Origin of the sequence: Arthrobacter stackebrandtii, assembly GCF_017876675.1 — a bacterium.
Taxonomy (GTDB): Bacteria; Actinomycetota; Actinomycetes; order Actinomycetales; family Micrococcaceae; genus Specibacter; species Specibacter stackebrandtii.
On sequence record NZ_JAGIOI010000001.1, the window covers coordinates 2,069,489 to 2,087,380 of the forward strand.

General features: G+C 64.9%; 18 protein-coding genes, 3 tRNA genes and 1 pseudogene. 18 read left to right on the plus strand and 4 right to left on the minus strand.

Features of this window, described 5'->3' with window-relative positions:
• Positions 1-89: 89 nt before the first annotated feature.
• Positions 90-1,094 carry a universal stress protein gene (locus JOF48_RS08720; protein WP_209679696.1) on the plus strand — a complete coding sequence of 335 codons (1,005 nt, stop codon included), beginning with the start codon at positions 90-92 and terminating at the stop codon, positions 1,092-1,094.
• 596 nt (positions 1,095-1,690) lie between these two features.
• On the opposite strand, the gene JOF48_RS08725 is transcribed toward JOF48_RS08720, so the two are convergent.
• Together JOF48_RS08725 and JOF48_RS08730 are read right to left on the minus strand one after the other, a co-directional pair.
• The gene (locus tag JOF48_RS08725; RefSeq protein ID WP_209679698.1) at positions 1,691-3,217 is read right to left on the minus strand and encodes a C40 family peptidase; all 1,527 of its coding nucleotides are present in this window, start codon (positions 3,215-3,217) and stop codon (positions 1,691-1,693) included.
• 134 nt (positions 3,218-3,351) lie between these two features.
• Positions 3,352-3,759: a metallopeptidase family protein gene (locus tag JOF48_RS08730; protein WP_245346463.1), complete on the minus strand. Its 408-nt coding sequence runs from the start codon at positions 3,757-3,759 to the stop codon at positions 3,352-3,354.
• A 206-nt stretch (positions 3,760-3,965) separates the two neighbouring features.
• On the opposite strand from JOF48_RS08730, the gene JOF48_RS08735 reads away from it, so the two are divergent.
• The 14 genes and pseudogenes from JOF48_RS08735 (at position 3,966) to JOF48_RS08800 (ending at position 12,221) form a co-directional block, all read left to right on the plus strand.
• Positions 3,966-4,038, plus strand: a tRNA-Glu gene (locus JOF48_RS08735).
• 99 nt (positions 4,039-4,137) lie between these two features.
• Positions 4,138-4,211 (plus strand) — tRNA-Asp (locus JOF48_RS08740).
• Positions 4,212-4,265: 54 nt separating this feature from the next.
• Positions 4,266-4,341: transfer RNA gene (locus tag JOF48_RS08745), tRNA-Phe, on the plus strand.
• A gap of 237 nt (positions 4,342-4,578) precedes the next feature.
• Positions 4,579-5,163 (plus strand): Asp23/Gls24 family envelope stress response protein, encoded by a 585-nt coding sequence (locus JOF48_RS08750; RefSeq protein ID WP_209679700.1) that lies wholly within the window; start codon positions 4,579-4,581, stop codon positions 5,161-5,163.
• Entirely contained in the window at positions 5,160-5,351 is a 192-nt protein-coding gene (locus JOF48_RS08755; RefSeq protein WP_209679702.1) for a hypothetical protein, read from the plus strand. Before JOF48_RS08750 ends, JOF48_RS08755 begins: the two co-directional genes overlap by 4 nt.
• Complete coding sequence (locus JOF48_RS08760; RefSeq protein WP_342591201.1) at positions 5,348-5,761, plus strand: hypothetical protein; 414 nt, start codon at positions 5,348-5,350, stop codon at positions 5,759-5,761. Before JOF48_RS08755 ends, JOF48_RS08760 begins: the two co-directional genes overlap by 4 nt.
• Positions 5,758-6,333, plus strand: coding sequence for a hypothetical protein (locus tag JOF48_RS08765; protein ID WP_209679704.1), 576 nt, complete (start codon positions 5,758-5,760; stop codon positions 6,331-6,333). The genes JOF48_RS08760 and JOF48_RS08765 overlap by 4 nt, the downstream gene beginning before the upstream one ends.
• On the plus strand, positions 6,330-6,950 hold the full coding sequence (locus tag JOF48_RS08770) for a hypothetical protein (protein WP_209679706.1): 621 nt from the start codon (positions 6,330-6,332) through the stop codon (positions 6,948-6,950). The genes JOF48_RS08765 and JOF48_RS08770 overlap by 4 nt, the downstream gene beginning before the upstream one ends.
• Positions 6,951-7,014: 64 nt before the next feature.
• A complete protein-coding gene (locus JOF48_RS08775) occupies positions 7,015-7,386 on the plus strand; it encodes a hypothetical protein (RefSeq protein WP_209679709.1) in 372 nt (123 codons plus the stop codon).
• Positions 7,387-7,601: 215 nt separating this feature from the next.
• A complete protein-coding gene (locus JOF48_RS08780; protein WP_209679712.1) occupies positions 7,602-8,879 on the plus strand; it encodes an ABC transporter substrate-binding protein in 1,278 nt (425 codons plus the stop codon).
• An 87-nt stretch (positions 8,880-8,966) separates the two neighbouring features.
• Positions 8,967-10,009: pseudogene (locus JOF48_RS08785) on the plus strand (carbohydrate ABC transporter permease).
• Positions 10,006-10,896: a carbohydrate ABC transporter permease gene (locus tag JOF48_RS08790; RefSeq protein ID WP_209679715.1), complete on the plus strand. Its 891-nt coding sequence runs from the start codon at positions 10,006-10,008 to the stop codon at positions 10,894-10,896. Before JOF48_RS08785 ends, JOF48_RS08790 begins: the two are co-directional and overlap by 4 nt.
• 44 nt (positions 10,897-10,940) lie before the next feature.
• Positions 10,941-11,168: a hypothetical protein gene (locus tag JOF48_RS08795; protein WP_209684353.1), complete on the plus strand. Its 228-nt coding sequence runs from the start codon at positions 10,941-10,943 to the stop codon at positions 11,166-11,168.
• A 30-nt stretch (positions 11,169-11,198) separates the two neighbouring features.
• The gene (locus JOF48_RS08800) at positions 11,199-12,221 is read left to right on the plus strand and encodes a LacI family DNA-binding transcriptional regulator (RefSeq protein ID WP_209679718.1); all 1,023 of its coding nucleotides are present in this window, start codon (positions 11,199-11,201) and stop codon (positions 12,219-12,221) included.
• A gap of 185 nt (positions 12,222-12,406) precedes the next feature.
• On the opposite strand, the gene JOF48_RS08805 is transcribed toward JOF48_RS08800, so the two are convergent.
• Both JOF48_RS08805 and JOF48_RS08810 read right to left on the minus strand, forming a co-directional pair.
• Positions 12,407-13,249 carry a DUF8083 family protein gene (locus tag JOF48_RS08805; protein WP_209679721.1) on the minus strand — a complete coding sequence of 281 codons (843 nt, stop codon included), beginning with the start codon at positions 13,247-13,249 and terminating at the stop codon, positions 12,407-12,409.
• 3 nt (positions 13,250-13,252) lie between these two features.
• Entirely contained in the window at positions 13,253-14,056 is an 804-nt protein-coding gene (locus JOF48_RS08810) for an exodeoxyribonuclease III (RefSeq protein ID WP_209679724.1), read from the minus strand.
• A 541-nt stretch (positions 14,057-14,597) separates the two neighbouring features.
• Here JOF48_RS08810 and JOF48_RS08815 point away from each other — a divergent pair.
• The 3 genes from JOF48_RS08815 to JOF48_RS08825 all read left to right on the plus strand — a co-directional run bounded on the left by JOF48_RS08815 (position 14,598) and on the right by JOF48_RS08825 (position 17,804).
• The gene (locus JOF48_RS08815; RefSeq protein WP_425353710.1) at positions 14,598-15,983 is read left to right on the plus strand and encodes a quaternary amine ABC transporter ATP-binding protein; all 1,386 of its coding nucleotides are present in this window, start codon (positions 14,598-14,600) and stop codon (positions 15,981-15,983) included.
• Positions 15,983-16,837: an ABC transporter permease gene (locus tag JOF48_RS08820; RefSeq protein ID WP_209679726.1), complete on the plus strand. Its 855-nt coding sequence runs from the start codon at positions 15,983-15,985 to the stop codon at positions 16,835-16,837. Before JOF48_RS08815 ends, JOF48_RS08820 begins: the two co-directional genes overlap by 1 nt.
• Before the next feature lie 73 nt (positions 16,838-16,910).
• Complete coding sequence (locus JOF48_RS08825) at positions 16,911-17,804, plus strand: glycine betaine ABC transporter substrate-binding protein (protein WP_209679727.1); 894 nt, start codon at positions 16,911-16,913, stop codon at positions 17,802-17,804.
• Positions 17,805-17,892 lie beyond the last annotated feature (88 nt).

Sequence of the window (17,892 nt, forward strand, 5' to 3'; positions counted from 1 at the left end):
TGAAGCGGCAATAGTCACAAGTACAGGCCGCGAAGGGGAGGCGCCACGGCGTTTGGCCCATCCGGCAAACCAGAGCCAGGAGGCGCAGCATGAGCAGCCAAGACGACACTACGTCGGCACCCACGCCCGAATTCTCCCCCAACCCAACAGGCATTGTGGTCGGCATCGACGGCTCCGAGCAAAGCCACTGCGCCCTGATCTGGGCCGCCCGCGAGGCCAAGAAGCGCAACGTGCCCCTGCACCTGGTCACCGCCTACACGGTGCCCATATTTGCCGCGTCCGGGCTCGACGGCGGTTACGCCACCGTGGACGACGACGTCATTCGCCAGGGCGCCGAGGCGGTGCTCCGCGAGTCGGCCGCCAAGGTGGCGCACCTGAACGTCCAAATGGACGCCCGCGTTGAAAACGGCGATGCCGCCGGGGTGCTGCTGGACCTCAGCGAGAGCGCCGAACTGCTGGTGTTTGGTTCGCGCGGCCGGGGCGGCTTCATGGGCCGGCTGCTGGGCAGCGTCAGCACGGCGCTGCCGGCCCACGCAAAATGCCCCACCGTCACCGTCCCGCTCAGCTGCGCGCCGCGGTTTGGCGAGGAACTGGAGGCCGGGGACGCCAGGCCCGTCATTGAAAAGGTCGTCACGGTCGGCGTGGACGGTTCGGACCAGGCCCGGTATGCGGTGCTGCTAGCCGCAGAACAGGCCCAACGCAACGGCAGCACGCTACGCATCATCTGCGCGGTCCAGCCGTACACAGGTTCACTTGCCTGGATGCCCGCGCCCGTGGACCGGGAGGCATTGTTTGAAGAGATCCAGGTCCAGCTCGACGCCGGCAAGAAGTGGCTGCAGCACCACTTCCCCAATCTGCCGATCGTCCTGGACCTGCAGGAAGGCTCCGCCGTGGATGCACTGGTCAAGGCCAGTGAAACGTCCGAGCTGCTGGTCATGGGCACCCGCGGCCGCGGCGGCTTCGCCGGCATGCTGCTCGGTTCCACCACCGACGGCGTCCGGCACCACGCCAAGGGCCCCATCTTGGTGGTCCGAGACAAGGAAGACCCCCGCCAGGGCGACCGTTCCGCATTTGGCCCGCTGCTGAAGGCCTGACGCCTGGAGGCCCCCCACTTGCGGAGGCCGAACCGCTGCTTGGCTCGACGGCGCCCGGCCCACCCAGGGCGGGCTGGCCGCTGCAGGCCATGGCAGCCCGGCACAGAGTGCACTGTTCTGCGCAGCGTTCCGCGTTGACCTGACGCACAACACTGTTCTGCGTCATGCCGGCACCAAACTATGCGCAGAACGGCACGCTTATGCCACAAGAACCAGCCAGGCAGCCCAACTCGGCTTGCGATTTTTCATTGCGCGCCGTTCCCGGTTAACCGTGCGCAGGCGTGGTGGAGCTCGACGGCGGCCGGCCCACCCAGGGCGGGTCGGCCGCCGTCGGGCTGGCAGCCCGGCACAGAGTGCACTGTTCTGCGCAGCGTTCCGCGTTGACCTGACGCACAACACTGTTCTGCGTCATGCCGGCACCAAACTATGCGCAGAACGGCACGCTTATGCCACAAGAACCAGCCAGGCAGCCCAACCCGGCTTGCGAGTCTTCATTGCGCGCCGCTCCCGGTTAACCGTGCGCAGGCGTGGTGGAGCTCGACGGCGCCCTGCCCACCCAAGGCGGGTCGGCCGCCGACGGGCATGGAATTTTGGGCCTAGTACCTGGCCGCGTACGGATACAGGCTCATGCCCGTCATCCACTGCAGGTCCGTAACGCCCAGCGGCTGGGTCGGGTTCAGAGCCTGGACCACCTGGTTGTTGCCGATGTAGATCGCGATGTGGCTGAATGCTCCGCCGGACTCGTTGAACACCAGCAGGTCCCCGTACTGCATCTGGGAGATCGGGACCCGCACCGGCGCCGCCCAGAACTGATCTGTTCCAGTGCGGGGCACCCAGCGTCCGGCTGCTGCGAACGCCTGCTGGACAAGCCCGGAGCAGTCAAACGCCGTGGGGCCGGTGCCGCCCAGCAGGTATGGGCTGCCCACCTTGGACATCGCGTAGTTCACCATGACGTTGATGGAATTGTCCGAGGGCGGCGCAACTGGCGGCGCCGGAGGCTCCACCGGTGGTGTCGGCTTGGGTGCGGGAGGGGGCGGGGTGGGCTTGGGTGCCGGAGCGGGTGCCGGCGGCGTGGTTGGCGCTGGCGCGGGAGCTGGTGCTGGTACAGGTGCAGGTGCCGGTGCCGGTGCTGGGACCGGGGCCGGCTTGGGTGCAGGGGCGGGAATCGCCGGGGCCGGTTTCGCGGGCTGGGGCTTGGGCAGCTTCGCGGGTTCCGGATTGGCAGCGGCAGGGGTTTGGGCCAGTGGGCTCACGTCCGTGCCGAGCGGCCTGACAGGTTCGGGGGCCTGCGCGGATTCTGCAATCTGCCGGGCCAATGCCTCCGCCTGGGCCTTGCGTTCCAGTTCGTCCACGCGGGCGCCTTCCAATTCCACAGTGGTGTCGTGGAGGGTGGCCAGGCGCTCGAGCGTGAGTTGGCGCTGTGCAGAAGCGTCGGCAACCACGGCGGCCTGCGCCCGGGCTGCCTGCTCGGCCGTCGTGAGGGACGCCTGTGCGGCGGCAATGGCGGCGTCCGCAGCCTTGCGTGCCTCGGCAGCCTGGTCTGCCAGTGCCGTTGACGTTGCGGCAGCGGCTTCCGCCGTGTTGAAGGTTTGGGCCCGGTTGGTGCCCAGGACCATGAGGGTGGAGGCCTGGTAGATGGCGTCGTCGGCGTCGTCGCTGGCCAGGAAGGTCTGGACGCTGAGGTCCAGCCCGCCGTTCTTGTACAGGCTGCCCGCAAGCTGGCCCAGCTGGGTCTTGGCCTTGCCGTACGCCGCTGTTGCCTCATCCGCGCGTGCCTGTGAGGCATCCGCCTCGGCCACGCGCCTGTCCCTCAGCACCATGGCGTTCGTGTAGGCATCGTTGGCGCCCATGGAGGCGACGACGGAGGCGTCCATGCGCTGCTTCGCGTCGCTGATGGCCTGGTCCAGCTGGGCCGAAACGGCCGCGGTGGCGGACTCGGATTCCTTGGCCCGGGCAATGTCATCCTGGGTGGGCACCTTGGGACTAAACGGGCGCAACGAAAACTGTTGGGCCGCCGTCGTGCTTAGGGGCGGGGAGGCAAGTGCGGGGGAGAGGAGGGAGCCGGCGGCGAAGGTGGCACAGGCCAGTGCGGTGGTGCCGCGAAGCAAGAAGCGCCTTGTCATCCTGTGCCTATCTGGAAATGTGGGTGCGGAACTGAAACAGTGTGTGAATCGGTGCAGCTGAAGCCGACATTACGGCCCACCCGCACCTTTGGCAACATCCGCAACACAGGCCACATGAATCACATTCGTGTCATTTATCCCCAGCCAAGTTCGTGCAGCCGGTCGTCGCCGATGCCGAAATGGTGGGCGATTTCATGCACCACCGTCACCGTGATTTCCCGAATGACCTCCTCGCGGCTGTGGCAGATCTCCAGAATCGGCTCGCGGAAGATGGTGATGCGGTCGGGCAGGGAGCCTGAGGCCCACCAGGAGTCGCGTTCGGTCAGCGGGGTGCCCTCGTAGAGGCCCAGGAGCACGGTGTCGGGGTCCTCGCCGGGGCCGGGGACGTAGTCGTCCGCTGTGAAGATCGCCACATTGTCCATTTCGGCGCGCAGATCCGCAGGGATGGCAGCGATGGCGGCCTGGACGGCGTCGTCAAATTCCGCCTCGGTCATGCGGAACGGGCCAAACGACGGGATGGATGCCAACGGATTCACTTGCATGCCTCCAGCCTAGTGAGATGCGGCAAAAATGGCGTGTCCATGCGGGATTTTGGCCCGAAATCAGGGTTCATGGGCGGTTTCAGCGGCTGGCCCACTGGCAGGGACGGCGGCCCGTTTTGTGTTCTGGGCAAATAGGCCCTATAGTTTTTGAAGTCCGCTTCGAACCAAGGCGCTGGAAACTGCACCGAGGATTGAAGGCGACTTAGGCCCCCATCGTCTAGCGGCCTAGGACACCGCCCTTTCACGGCGGCGGCACGGGTTCGAATCCCGTTGGGGGTACTTCTCGAGAGAGTGGTAAACCGGCAAGAAAAATGCTGGTACGCTATAACTCGTGAAAATCACCCGGGAGGGTGAAAGCAACAAATGCAGTAAACGTATGGCCCTGTAGCGCAGTTGGTTAGCGCGCCGCCCTGTCACGGCGGAGGTCGCGGGTTCGAGTCCCGTCAGGGTCGCTTGGTTTTCCTAAACGTTAGGAAAGTCTGGTGACGAGATTTTCAGATCACCAAGGCTCTGTAGCTCAGTTGGTAGAGCGTTCGACTGAAAATCGAAAGGTCACCGGATCGACGCCGGTCGGAGCCACCAGCAAGACCCCTTAGAAATAAGGGGTCTTTCTTTTTGCCCGGAAACAACGCCGAGGCAGGGTTAGCGGCCAGAATGTGTGTAGGGCCCGGGCGTGTCATCGGAGGCACCCTCTGCAGGCGGCCCCGAGGCCAGCCCACGTCATGCAAGGCTGGGCAACGCGCCAAAACTCAAACCGGCGTTGCCGCTCAACTACGCTGTACATAGGCTTACCGTAGGAGCAACAGAAAGGGTGCGTCCATGGACTCGCACAATCTTGCATCAGCCGTTCCGCCGCCCGGCGGCGCGGACGACACCCAAGGCCGCACGGTCATTGCCGAGACGGCCGTGGCCAAGGTGGTCGGCATGGCAGTGCGTGGCGTGGACGGGGTCCATGCGCTGGGGTCGGGTGCCTCGCGGTCCATCGGCGCCATTCGGGAAGTGGTGGGTGCCACCGACCTCACCCAGGGCGTGCGGGTGGAAGTGGGCGAGTCGCAGGTTGCCGTGGACATTGTCCTGACCGCCGAATACGGCTACCCGCTGCAGACGCTGGCCAACATCGTCCGGGCAGCCATCTACTCGGCAGTGGAAAACCTGGTGGGCCGGGACGTCATCGAAGTGAACATTGAGATCACAGACGTGTTCATCCCCGCCCCCGACACCGAAAAGCCGACCTCCCGCGCGCGGCTCGCCGACCGGTTCAGCACCGCGGCCAAGCCAGCGGGCGGCCAGCAGGGCGCGGTGGAACCGGACGCGGCAGCCGCCGAAGCACTGCCGTTCCAGAAAGTCCCGGCACCGCCCGCAACCGGCCCGACCGGCCCGACACAAACAGGGGAGACCCCATGAATCTCAGCGTAGTGTGCGCAGCCTTTGGAGCCTTTCTGGCATTCATGGGGTTTGCCTTTGGATTTTGGGGCTTCCTGGTCTCGGCCATTTTCATTGCGGTCGGCGCCTTTGTCGGCCGTGCCGCGAGCGGTCGCCTTGACTGGCGGGGCGTGCTTGACGCCCTGACCGGACGGCGCTCTTCGTCGTGACGGAGGATCCGGTGGATCAGGCTCCCGCAACCGGGCTCCAGGGCACCAGTGCGGGTTCGGCCGGGCTGGCCGGGCACAACCGCATCAGCACCCAGGCCTTGACCTCGGTGGCGAAGGTTGCGGCCGCCGACGTCTTGGCGGTCGAACCGGGCCAGGTGCGTGTGAGCTGGTCGGATGAGGCCGGCGAACTGGCCCTGGCCATCACCTCAGCCATTGGCGCCCCCTCGCTCCAGGCGGTCCGCCGGAACCCCGGCCGCGTCGCCATCAGCGGGGGAAGCATCATGGCCCGGGCCACGGCCGCCAAGGCGCAGATACTGGAACAGGTCGAGTATCTGACGGGCTCGGTGCTCAGCCGTGTGGACATCAGGATTTCCGGTGTGATTCCACGCGACGACGGGCGGGTGCTATGACAGTCTTCATGCAGAAGGTGCTGCGCCGGGAAACCCGCTCGGCCCGGTCTCTGCTCGCCGTTGCCACAGCCATCGTGGCCGCCCTGATCGCCATTTACTGCGTGCTGGAACTGCTCCTGGCAGGCTTGGGCGAGCCCACCTGGCTGGTGGACCCCCTCACCTTCGCCCGCTGGGTGGCGGAGCTGCCCGGCGGCGTCCAGCCCGTGCTGCTCGTCGCGGCCGGGGTGCTGCTGGCACTGGTTGGTGCGGTCTTCCTTGGTAGCGGCCTGCTTCCGGGCCGCCGCGCCCGCCACGTCATCGACGACCCCCGGGTCGCCATTGTTGTCGAGGACGAGGTCATCGCCTCCGGCCTGGCCCGCATCGCCCGGATGGCTGCCGGGGTCACCCGCGAACAGGTCATGGTGACTGTGTCTGCCCGCGCCGTGCAGGTCAGCATCCGCCCCACCTCAGGCATCCGGCTCTCCGAGGAGGGCATCAAGGACGCCGTAGAGGCGGAATTGGCCTCGATGTTGCTAGATCCGGCGCCAACCGTCACGGTGAAGCTTGCCGACAGCGGGGTGATTGGCGTATGAACGGCACACCCCGAGTCCTTAACAGGACGCTTCTGGCCCTTGCTGGCCTTCTGATGCTCGCTGTCGGTGTCGGACTGGTGCTGATCGCCACGGTCCCGGCCATCGCACACTGGTGGCAGGACTACGCCGGCGCGCAGGTGGACTGGCTCGTGGACTATGAACAGCGCTCCCGGCTGATTGTCACCGGGCAGAGCTGGATTTGGCTCGCAGCTGCCGCCTACTTCGTCCTGGTTGTGGTCCTTATGGTCACCTGGATTGCCAACCAAGGCAAGGGCCGCGCCAACACGCTGGTTGCCCGGGCGGGAACTGCTGACGACGACGGTGCCGCCGGAGTGGTCAAGCTCAGTTCCGCCGTGGCCGAGCAGGCATTGAAAAGCGCCCTTCTGGAGCGGAAGGACCTGCTGGGGGTTTCCGTGACGAGTTATGACTTCAACAATGAGACCGCGCTCAAGGTCAGGGTGCTGCCGCGCCAGGGCGTGGCACCGCACGCTGTCGCGGAGGACGTGGGGGAACTCGTTGCCGCACTGGATGAGCTGCTGGGGGTGGAAGTCCCTGTGCTCCTGAGCATCGGCGCGGCGGCACGCTCACGCTTCACCAAAGCCGAAAGAGTCCGCTAGTCTCGTTTCACCACCGCCCTTTGGTGCTTTTGCCGGGGGCCAACAATGCAACAAGGAAGGCAACATGACTGAGAACAATGCCGACAACCTGGCCGACAACGCCGCAGAAGCAGCCGACAAGGCCAAGCATGTCGCTGCCGATGCGGTGGACAACGTCAAGGACTTTGCCGCCGATGCGGTGGACAACGTGAAGGACTTCGCAGCCGATGCAGGCGAAAAGGCCAAGGCCGTTGCCGGCGACGCCGCTGACAACGTCAAGGATTTTGCCGGTGACACCGTCGAAAATCTGAAGGAATTTGCCGGCGATGCCACAGAGAACCTGAAGGATTTTGCCGGGGACGCCACTGAGAACCTGAAAGACTTCGCCGGCGATGCCGCGGAGCACGCCAAGGGTCTTGGTGCCAAAATCTCCGGTTTCTTCAAGGGCGGCAAGTAGCAAAGGGCCTTCGGGCACAACAACCAAGGGGCGGTGGCTGCCAAAAAAGGCGGCCGCCGCCCCTTGGCGTTCCTAAACAATTGGTAACGAATGTATGCAAGCGCTTGCACACCCACCTCCGTGCCGATAGTGTGATTTTCACCACTCAAAAGCACCTCTTGCAAAAGAGCGTGCCGCGACCAGAAATCATTGAATTTAGGAGCATGGGCATGGGAATGAAGACGAATAGAATGCTGTTGCCGCTGGCGACCGGAGCGGTGCTGGCCATGGTGCTGTCGGCCTGCAGTGGCGGAACGGGCGGTGGCGGCGGCGGAGGCGACGCGTCGGCAAACCTTGACGGCCGGGGGCCCATCACCTACGTCCAGGGCAAGGACAACTCCAACGTCGTGCGTCCGCTCGTGGACAAGTGGAATGCCGCCCACCCTGATGAAAAGGTCACGTTCAAGGAGCAGTCCGACAACGCCGACCAGCAGCACGACGACCTTGTGAAGAACTTCCAGGCCAAAAACGTCGACTACGACGTGGCCAGCGTGGACGTGATCTGGACGGCGGAGTTTGCCGCCAAGGGATGGCTGCAGCCACTCAAGGACACCATGGCGGTATCCACCGACGGCATGCTGCCGGCCACAGTCCAGACCGGAACCTACAAGGACGTGCTCTACACGCTTCCGCAGACCTCCGACGGCGGCATGCTGTACTACCGCAAGGATCTGGTGCCCACGCCGCCGAAGACGTGGGACGAGATGATGGGGATGTGCTCCATCGCGAAGGAGAAGGGCATTGACTGCTACGCAGGCCAGTTCGCCCAGTACGAGGGCCTGACGGTCAACGTGTCCGAGGCCATCAACAGCCAGGGTGGGTCAATCGTCGACAAGGACGGCAAGGCCACGGTGAATTCACCGGAGGCCAAGGCCGGACTGCAAAACCTCGTTGACGCCTACAAGGACGGCAACATCCCCAAGCAGGCACTGACCTACCAGGAAGAGCAGGGACGCCAGTCCTTTGAAGCCGGCAAGCTGATGTTCCTGCGCAACTGGCCGTATGTGTACAACCTGGCCAAGACGGACGGATCATCCACGGTCAAGGACACCTTCGGCATAGCCCCGCTGCCCGGCAAGGACGGCCCTGGTGCTTCGACCCTTGGCGGACACAACCTCGGCATCAGCGTGTACTCCAAGAACAAGGCCACGGCCAAGGACTTCCTGGCCTTCATGACCACGGAGGAAACGCAGAAGTTCTACGCCACCCAGGGCTCCCTCGCACCAGTGCTTGAATCCCTGTATGACGACGCCGACCTGGTCGCCAAGCTGCCGTACCTGCCGGTCCTGAAGACCTCGATCCTGAACGCCGTCCCGCGCCCCGTGACGCCGTTCTACCCGGCAGTCACGCAGGCCATCCAGCAGAACAGCTTCGCTGCTCTGCAGGGCACCAAGACCGTGGACCAGGCCCTGACCGACATGGAAGCGGCCATCAACACCACAGTGTCCAAGTAACGGTTGTATCCGGTGCCGGCATCCGATGAGGATGCCGGCACCGGGCATGGACCGTTTCGACAAGCTTGAACGATGAAAGGGGCGGGCATGTCCGCAAACGTGGACCCGCAGGCCAAACCAGAAACCGCGGTGCCCAGGCCCGGCGGTGGCAGGGGCGGCAGCAAGGAAGTGGGCATGGATCGGAAGGAAAAGACCCAGGGCAGGCTGGCGGCACTGCTGATCGTGCCAACGCTGGTGGTCCTGGCCGTCGTGATTCTCTACCCGGTAGTCAACGCCATCATTATGTCCCTGGAACACGACGAGGGCCTGGATCCGGTAACGGGAACCTTCGTCGCCGGGGGGTTCGCCGGACTGGCCAACTACACGCACTGGCTGTTCCAACAGTGCACGGGGCCCGGCGGGGAAACCGTCAGCTGCCCGCCCGGAACCCTCGGTGCACAGTTTTGGTCCTCCACCGGAGTGACCTTCTTCTTCACCGTGGTGACTGTCTTCTTTGAGACCATCCTCGGCTTTTGGATGGCCGTCATCATGGCCCGGGCCTTCAAGGGGCGCAGCGTCCTGCGGGCCGCCGTCCTCGTCCCCTGGGCCATCCCGACAGCTGTGACAGCCAAATTGTGGTTCTTCATCTTTGCCTTCGACGGCATCGCCAACACACTGTTCAACACCTCCATCCTTTGGACGGGCAGCGAGGGTCGGCGCGCACCGCCATCATCATTGCCGATGTATGGAAAACCACGCCGTTCATGGCCCTGTTGATCCTCGCCGGGCTGCAAATGATCCCGGCCGACATCTACGAGGCGGCCAAGGTGGACGGGGCCACGGCCTGGCAGCGGTTCAGGCTGATCACCCTGCCGCTGGTGAAACCGGCGCTCATGGTGGCCATCCTCTTCCGCACGCTGGACGCGCTGCGCATGTACGACCTGCCCGCCATCATGACTGGCGGCGCCAACGGCACCACAACGCTGTCCATCCTGGTGGTGAACCAGATCCGCATCGGCTTCAACTCGGCGGCCGCCCTGTCCACCATCACCTTCATCATCATCTTCATCGTGGCGTTCATCTTCGTCCGGTTCCTCGGGGCCAACGCCGTTGAAACCGCCAGTGGCGGGGCAAAGGGGAAACTTAAATGAGCACCATGACGCAAACGGCCGCGGCGCATGCGGCCGCCGCCAAGGGCGTGGCCCGGCGCCGAGAACGGTGGGCCAGCGGGCGCACCTACATCAGCGCCGCCATCATTGTCATCTGGTGCCTGCTGCCGTTCTACTGGATGGTGGTCACGGCGTTCCGGGACGTTGGCTACACCTTTGACCCCACCCCGTTCTTCACGCACGTCACCTGGGACAACTTCGCCACGGCGTTTTCGTCCGAGATGGGCAACCATCTGGACAGGGCGCTGCTGAACTCGCTGTTCATCTCCGGGGTCACCACCGTTGTGGCACTCTTGTTTGGCGTGTTCGCCGCCTACGCCCTGGCCCGGCTCAATTTCCGCGGCAAGTTTCTGGTGCTGGGCGTGGTCCTGGGCGCCTCGATGTTCCCGGGCGTGGCCATCGTGACACCGCTGTTCCAGCTGTTCACCAACATCAACTGGACGGGCACCTACCAGGCGCTGATCATCCCGAACATTTCCTTCGTGCTGCCGCTGACCGTCTACACCTTGACGTCGTTCTTCAGGGAAATGCCCTGGGAACTGGAAGAAGCAGCCCGCATTGACGGCTGCACTGCAGGGCAGGCGTTCCGCAAGGTCATCCTTCCCCTGGCCGCCCCTGCGGTGTTCACCACGGCCATCCTCGCGTTCATTGCGGCGTGGAACGAGTACCTGATTGCCAGCATCCTCTCCAGCGACGCCACCCAAACCGTGACCGTTGCCATTGCCAGCTTCGCCGGTTCCCAGCCTCACCAGGAGCCGTACACGGCCGTCATGGCCGCCGGCACGGTGGTCACGATCCCGCTGGTTGTGCTGGTTCTCATCTTCCAGCGCAAGATCGTCGCAGGCCTGACGGCGGGAGCGGTCAAGTGACGCCGGAACGTGCCACCCCGAAGCAGCCCGAGGGCCCCAACGGCCTGCACATCCCCACCTCGCGCCAAAAGAGCGGGGAGGACTTTGACATCATCATCGGCTTCCTTGGCTTCTGGGCGGCGCTGCTGTTCGGGGTCACCGTGTGGATGGAGCTGACCGGGCAGCCGGCGCTGGTCTGGGCACTAGGATTGTTGCTGGTCTGCCTGGGCCTGTGGTTCATGATCCGCCTTCGCCGGAAACTTCCGGAACGACGCAGCAGGCGCCGGCAGTAGTTCCAGGCGGACAGAGGGGGAATCGCACACATGGGAGCAGGCATTGACGATGTTGCCCTTCGGGCAGGTGTGTCCACGGCAACAGTTTCACGCGCCCTGCGCGGCCTGCCCCGGGTGAGTCCCGAGACCCGGGCCCGCGTCCTTGCTGCCGCAAGGGACCTCGGCTATGTGGCCTCGCCCTCGGCAAGCGGGCTTGCCACGGGCCGCACCCGCACCGTGGGCGTCATGGTTCCCTATGTCGACCGCTGGTATTTCGGCCACGCCATCGAAGGCATCGACCAGGTGCTGCGGGAAAACGGCTACAACCTGCTGCTTTTCAGCCTGGGCGGCTACAGCCCGGGACGCCGGCGCAGCTTCACCGAGAGCATGGTCCGCAAGCAGATTGACGCGCTCCTGGTGCTGACCCTGTGGCTTTCCGACGAAGAACTGCTCCAGCTGCAGCGCACGGACATTCCGCTCATGGCCGTCGGCGGTCCCGTGGACGGCTGCGCGGGGGTTCACATCGACGACACCGCCGCAGCAGCAGCAGCCGTCGAGCACCTGATCGGGCTTGGCCACCGGCACATCGGCTACCTGCATGGCGCGGCGCAGGACGAACACAATTTCAAGGTTCCGGGGCTCCGCAGCGTGGCCTTCAGGAACACCATGGTGCGGGCCGGGCTGGAGCTGCGACCCGAATGGCTGGTACCGGGGGACTTCACCATTGCCGACGGCGCGCGGGCGGCGGCCAGGATTTTTGACCTGCCCGGCGACAAGCCAACTGCACTGTTTTGCGGATCGGACGAAATGGCCTTGGGCGCCATGTTTGAGGCCCAGCGGCGCGGCATCAGGATCCCGCAAGAGCTGTCCGTGGTGGGCATCGACGACCACGAGTTTTCCGAGCCCGCAGGCCTGACCACCGTGGCACAAAAGCCGGTGGAGCAGGGCAGGGCGGCGGCGGCCATGGTGCTGGCTGAACTCAACGGATCCCCGGCAGCCGTGCAGGAGACCATCATGCCCTTCGAGCTGGTGGTCCGCAGCACCACTGCGCCCCCGCCAAAGCGTCCGGCCTGAACCTTGTGCGGGTGGGCCCGCGCGTCCGAGGGTTCCCTCGTGAGCTTGCGAGCGGAGGGAGGATGTGGATGGGGCCACGCGTCCGAGGGTTCCCTCGTGAGCTTGCGAGCGGAGGGAGGACGTGGATGGGGCCACGCGTCCGAGGGTTCCCTCGTGAGCTTGCGAGCGGAGGGAGGACGTGGGGACTAGTTGGCGCGGGCCAGTTGGCGGATGGGCATCCACCGGTTTGCCAGGCGGCGGTATGCCGCGGCCGCACCGGTAAAGTCGCCGTCCGCCAGGCACTGCAGGCCCATGTGGACGTCGGCGGGGGAGTCGTCGGGGTGGACCCGGTTGGCGACGGGTCCGTAGTCAAGTTCCACCACGCCGTCCTCGCCAAACGCGGCCAGCCAGCGGCCCAGGTCCTCCAACTCCTCAAAGAGGTCAAGGTCCGGCGCCATCGCGGCCAGCATGCGCAGCATCCGTTCGGCGCGGCCAACCGCGGTGGACAGCGGCACCTGGATGCGCACCGTCAGGATCCTGCCGTTCGCCTCCACCACTTCCATGCGGTCATTCGCATACACCAGCGTGAACCAGCTGAAGGGTATGCCCCACGTGGACGAGCGGGTCTGCAGCGGCATGTCCAGTGCCGGCGTGGCCGTGGCCTGTTCGAGCTGCGCAGCCCACTGCTCCTGGCTCAGCACCATGGTTGCGAGCTGCTCCATGTTGCCGGCGAGAAGCTCCGCTGCACCGGCAATTGACCGGGCCACCGCCTGGTTCGGGGCATACAGCTCACCCTCGCCCCCATCGAGGGTGAGGGTGCGCACCTTGTCCGCGTCCGGCGTCGGCAGCGGGCGTGCGGCGGTGAGGCTGACGCGTTCCAGGGACTCGGCCAGCTCGCTGGCGTCAACACTGACGGGGTCCTGGCCGGGATCGATCAGGCTTTCGATGTGGGCGAACTCGGCCTTGGTATATGCCGTGCGGGGCAAGTACACGCGCAGGCTGGACACGAAAGGGAGTTGCACGCCGCCCAGATACAACCCGGATGCCATGGATCAGCCCAATTCCACAATGACCGGGGCGTGGTCAGACGCGCCCTTGCCCTTGCGTTCCTCACGGTCGATTTCGGTCGCGTCCACGCGGGCCGCGAGTGCGGGGGAGGCCAGCACGAAGTCGATGCGCATGCCCTCCTTCTTGGGGAAGCGCAGCTGCGTGTAGTCCCAGTAGGTGTAGACGCCCGGGCCGGGGTGCTGGGGGCGGACGACGTCGGAGAAGCCCGCCGCCTCAAACGCCGAGAACGCTGCCCGCTCGGGTTCGCTGACGTGGGTCAGGCCCTGGGTGCGGAAGTAGTCGATGTCCCAGACATCGTCGTCCTGCGGGGCGATGTTGAAGTCGCCCATGAGGGCGATCTGGGCGTTGGGGTCTTCCGCCAGCCAGCCCGCGGCCTGGTTCTTGAGCTCGTCGAGCCACTGCAGCTTGTAGGGCATGTGTTCGTCGTCCAGGGCGCGGCCGTTGGGCACGTAGAGGCTCCAAATGCGCACGCCGTTGCAGGTGGCTGCGATGGCGCGTGCCTCCTGGACGGGGTCCTTGCCGCCCTTGCCAAATGCGGGCTGGTTGACGAATGTGCGTTCCACATCCTCCAGCCCCACACGGGAGGCGATGGCCACGCCGTTCCACTGGCTGAAGCCAAAGTGGGCCACCTCGTAGCCGTTGTTTTCAAAGAGCTCCCAGGGGAAGTTCTCGTCCTTGCACTTGGTTTCTTGGATGGCCAGGACATCGGCATCGGTCCGGCGCAGCCAGTCCTCCACACGGTCGGCACGGGCACGCAGCGAGTTCACATTCCAGGTAGCAATCTTCACGTACCCAAGCTATCAAGTTAACCCGCCGAGGCAACGGCGGCGCCCGCCGCAACAGGTGTCCATGTGTGGGCAGAGACACCAGCACGGCTGCCCTGGCTGCCAAATGACGTTGCCCAGGGTTACAAAAGGGTAACGCCTGCCCTTCCCAGTGCCCGCGGCGCCAGATCGTAAATGCACCCGCCGCCGCAGGGTGCCGAATGGCTAAGATTGCGCTCTCCGCGAAATTGGCTCTGTTAGCGTGGGGCGTGAACCAGTAGACCGACAAGCCTGCGGGCAACTGTCCCATTGTGTGGGGATTACGACGAATCGTAGTTCGTACATGCGGGACAGCCAGACACAGGCCGTCGAACTGGCGGTAGGGATAGCTTCCCGATTTTTGCCTGGACAGGCAAAACCGTCTTTCCTTGCTGCCCCGGCCGGGGCGTGCGGGGGAGCGAAGAGTTTGACGCGTAACAACGCCTGCAGCACGAGCACACCAATCGCGAACGTTGGGCCAACCCGCCACATCTGGGCGCCCGGCCGCCGCGTAGATGGGTACTACGTGTACGAATCCATGAACAACTCCGCGCCTAAAAGTGGCGCGCTGCCGGTCCTTGACCACAAGGATGCGGCAAACCGACCCGGGGCACAGCAATCCGGGACAACCCCGGCCGGCGACATTGCCCTGAGCGTCAGCCACCTCTACAAGGTCTTTGGCAAGCGCCCCGCCGAAGTCATCAAGCGCCTGAAGGGCGGCAAGAAGCGCAGCGAACTTTCCGCACTCGGAACCGCCGCTGTCATCGATGCCTCCTTTGAGGTCAAGAAGGGCGAGATCTTTGTGGTCATGGGCCTCTCCGGCTCCGGCAAGTCCACCCTGATCCGCACACTCAACGGCCTGTGGGCACCCACCGAGGGTTCCGTGGTGGTGGGCGGCACTGATATTTCCAAGATCAGCGACAAGGAACTGCGGCGCGTCCGCCAGGAGAAAATCTCCATGGTGTTCCAGCACTTTGCCTTGATGCCACACCGCACCGTCGTGGAAAACGCCGCCTACGCCCTGCAGGTCCAGGGTGTTGCGAAGGCCGAACGACTGGCCCGGGCCGAGAAGATCCTCAGCCTCGTGGGCCTGGAAGGCTGGGGCGCAAAGTTCCCCGGCGAGCTCTCCGGCGGCATGCAGCAGCGTGTGGGCCTTGCCCGCGCCCTCTGCGCCGAAACCGACATCCTGCTCATGGATGAGGCCTTTTCCGCACTGGATCCGCTGATCCGCCGCGAAATGCAGGAACAGCTGGTGCTGCTGCAGTCCGAGCTGGAAAAAACCATCATTTTCATCACCCACGACCTCAACGAGGCCATGTTCCTGGGCGACCGCATCGCCGTCATGCGCGACGGTGAAATTGTCCAGATCGGCACCCCGGATGAGATCCTCACCAGCCCGGCCAACGACTACGTGGCCCAGTTTGTGCAGGACGTGGACAGGACCCGGGTGCTCACCGCCGGCGGCGTCATGGAACCGCCGCTCGCCGTCGTCAACCTCTCCGGAGGCCCTCGCAACGCCCTGCGCACCATGCGCGACCTGCAGGTGTCGGCCGCGTTCGTCGTCGACCGCCGCCGCAATTACCTGGGCACCGTCCGCGACCGCGACGTCATGAAGCAGGTCGAGGCGCACAGCTCCGACCTCAACGCGGTCATCCGCAAGAGCATCGACCCGGTCAGTCCGGACACGGCCCTGAACGACCTCTTTGGCCGTGCCGTGGAGAGCCCCATCCCGCTGCCTGTGGTGGACGACGCCGGACGGCTGGTGGGTGCCTTGCCGAGAGTCACGCTGCTGGCCGCCTTGGGCAACGTCCCGTCAACGACGGGTGAATTCCCCGTGGTTGATGCGGCCGTGGCACCCATCCCCGAACAAGTTGTCACCGCCGCGCTGGCGAAGACCGAAGGAGACGCATAGTGGAACCGCTTTTTAGGATCCCGCTTGGCGACTGGGTGGAAGTGGGCCTTGACTGGCTCACGTCCACCTTCGACGCGGTCTTCCTCTACATCCGCAATGTGCTGGTGGGCGCCTATGACGGGCTCGACTGGCTGCTGACCACCCCGCCATACTGGGCCGTGATCGTGGTGTTCGCCGCCATCGCCTGGTGGGCGAGCGGCTGGAAGCTGGGTGTCGGCACTTTGCTGGGCTTCGCCGTCGTGGTGGGCGTGAACCAGTGGGACAACGCCATGCACTCCCTGGCGCTGGTCACCATCGGCACCGTCGTGGCCGTCGCCATCAGCCTGCCGCTGGGCATCTGGGCGGCGAGCTCGGACCGCGCGTCGTCGATCATCCGGCCCATCCTGGACTTCATGCAGACGATGCCGGCCATGGTGTACCTGATCCCGGCCCTCGTCATGTTCCGCGTGGGAGTGGTGCCGGGCATCATCGCCACGATCATCTTCGCCATGGCGCCCGGCGTGCGCTTCACCGAGCTGGGCATCCGCGGCGTGGACAAGGAAGTGGTGGAGGCCGGGCACGCCTTCGGCTCCAGCCCCTCACGCATCCTGTTCCAGATCCAGCTGCCGCTGGCCCGGCCCACCATCATGGCCGGCATCAACCAGGTCATCATGCTGGCCCTGTCCATGGTGGTCATCGCCGGCATGGTGGGCGCACCCGGTCTGGGCGCCGAGATCGTCAAGGCGCTCAACCGCATTGACGCCGGGATGGGATTCGAGGCGGGCATCGCCGTCGTCATCCTGGCAATTTTCCTTGACCGGGTGACGGCCAGCTTTGGCGTCAACTCGAAGAGCAAGGTCCTCCAGGACGCCTAATCCGCGTCCGCACAGTTTTACAAACCAATCCCGGCAGCCGTGAACGCAGGGCAGCCAATGAAAGGAATGCATCATGAAGAAGAAGTTTTTTGGGGCAGTGGCCATGGCCGCAACGCTGGCACTGGGCCTGACCGCCTGCGGTTCCGGCTCCGACGCCGCAGCCACCGTGGAGAACGGTGACAAGAAGGACCTCAAGGTTGTTGTCTTCAACGGCTGGGACGAAGGCGTGGCGGCTTCCGAACTGTGGAAGGCGATCCTCACCGAGGAGGGCTACAACGTCAAGCTCGAGTACGCGGACGCTGCACCGGTTTACTCGGGCCTGTCCTCCGGCGACTACGACGTGGTGCTGGACACCTGGCTGCCCATCACGCACAAGTCCTACATCGAGGAATACGGCGACAAGATGGTCGACCTGGGCGCCTGGAACAGCGACGCCAAGCTGACCATCGCCGTCAACGCCGACGCCCCCATCGACTCGCTCGAGGACCTGGCTGCCAACGCAGACAAGTTTGGCAACAAGATCATCGGCATTGAGCCTGGGGCCGGCCTGACCGAAGTCACCACCGACGACGTCATCCCCGGCTACGGCCTGGACAAGATGGAATACATCACCTCCTCCACCCCGGCCATGCTCTCCGAGCTGAAGACGGCCACCAGCAAGGGCGAGAACATCGTGGTCACGCTGTGGCGCCCGCACTGGGCCTACGACGCGTTCCCCGTGAAGGACCTGAAGGACCCCAAGGGCCTGCTCGGCGAGGCCGAGGGCATCCACAGCTTCTCCCGCCTGGACTTCGACAAGGACTTCCCGACGCTCGACGGCTGGCTGAAGAACTTCAAGATGGACTCCGACACGCTCCACTCGCTGGAGAACGTCATGTTCAACGGTGAAAAGACCGACGACTACACGGAGGTCGTCAAGAACTGGATCGCCGAAAACCAGGACTACGTGGACTCCCTGACCGCGTAACCCTCCTGAAACGCGGCATCACTTTTCGCCCGTTCCACATCCAACGCTGTCGCAGCAATGGCCAGAATTTCGTCGAACGCTATCGCAT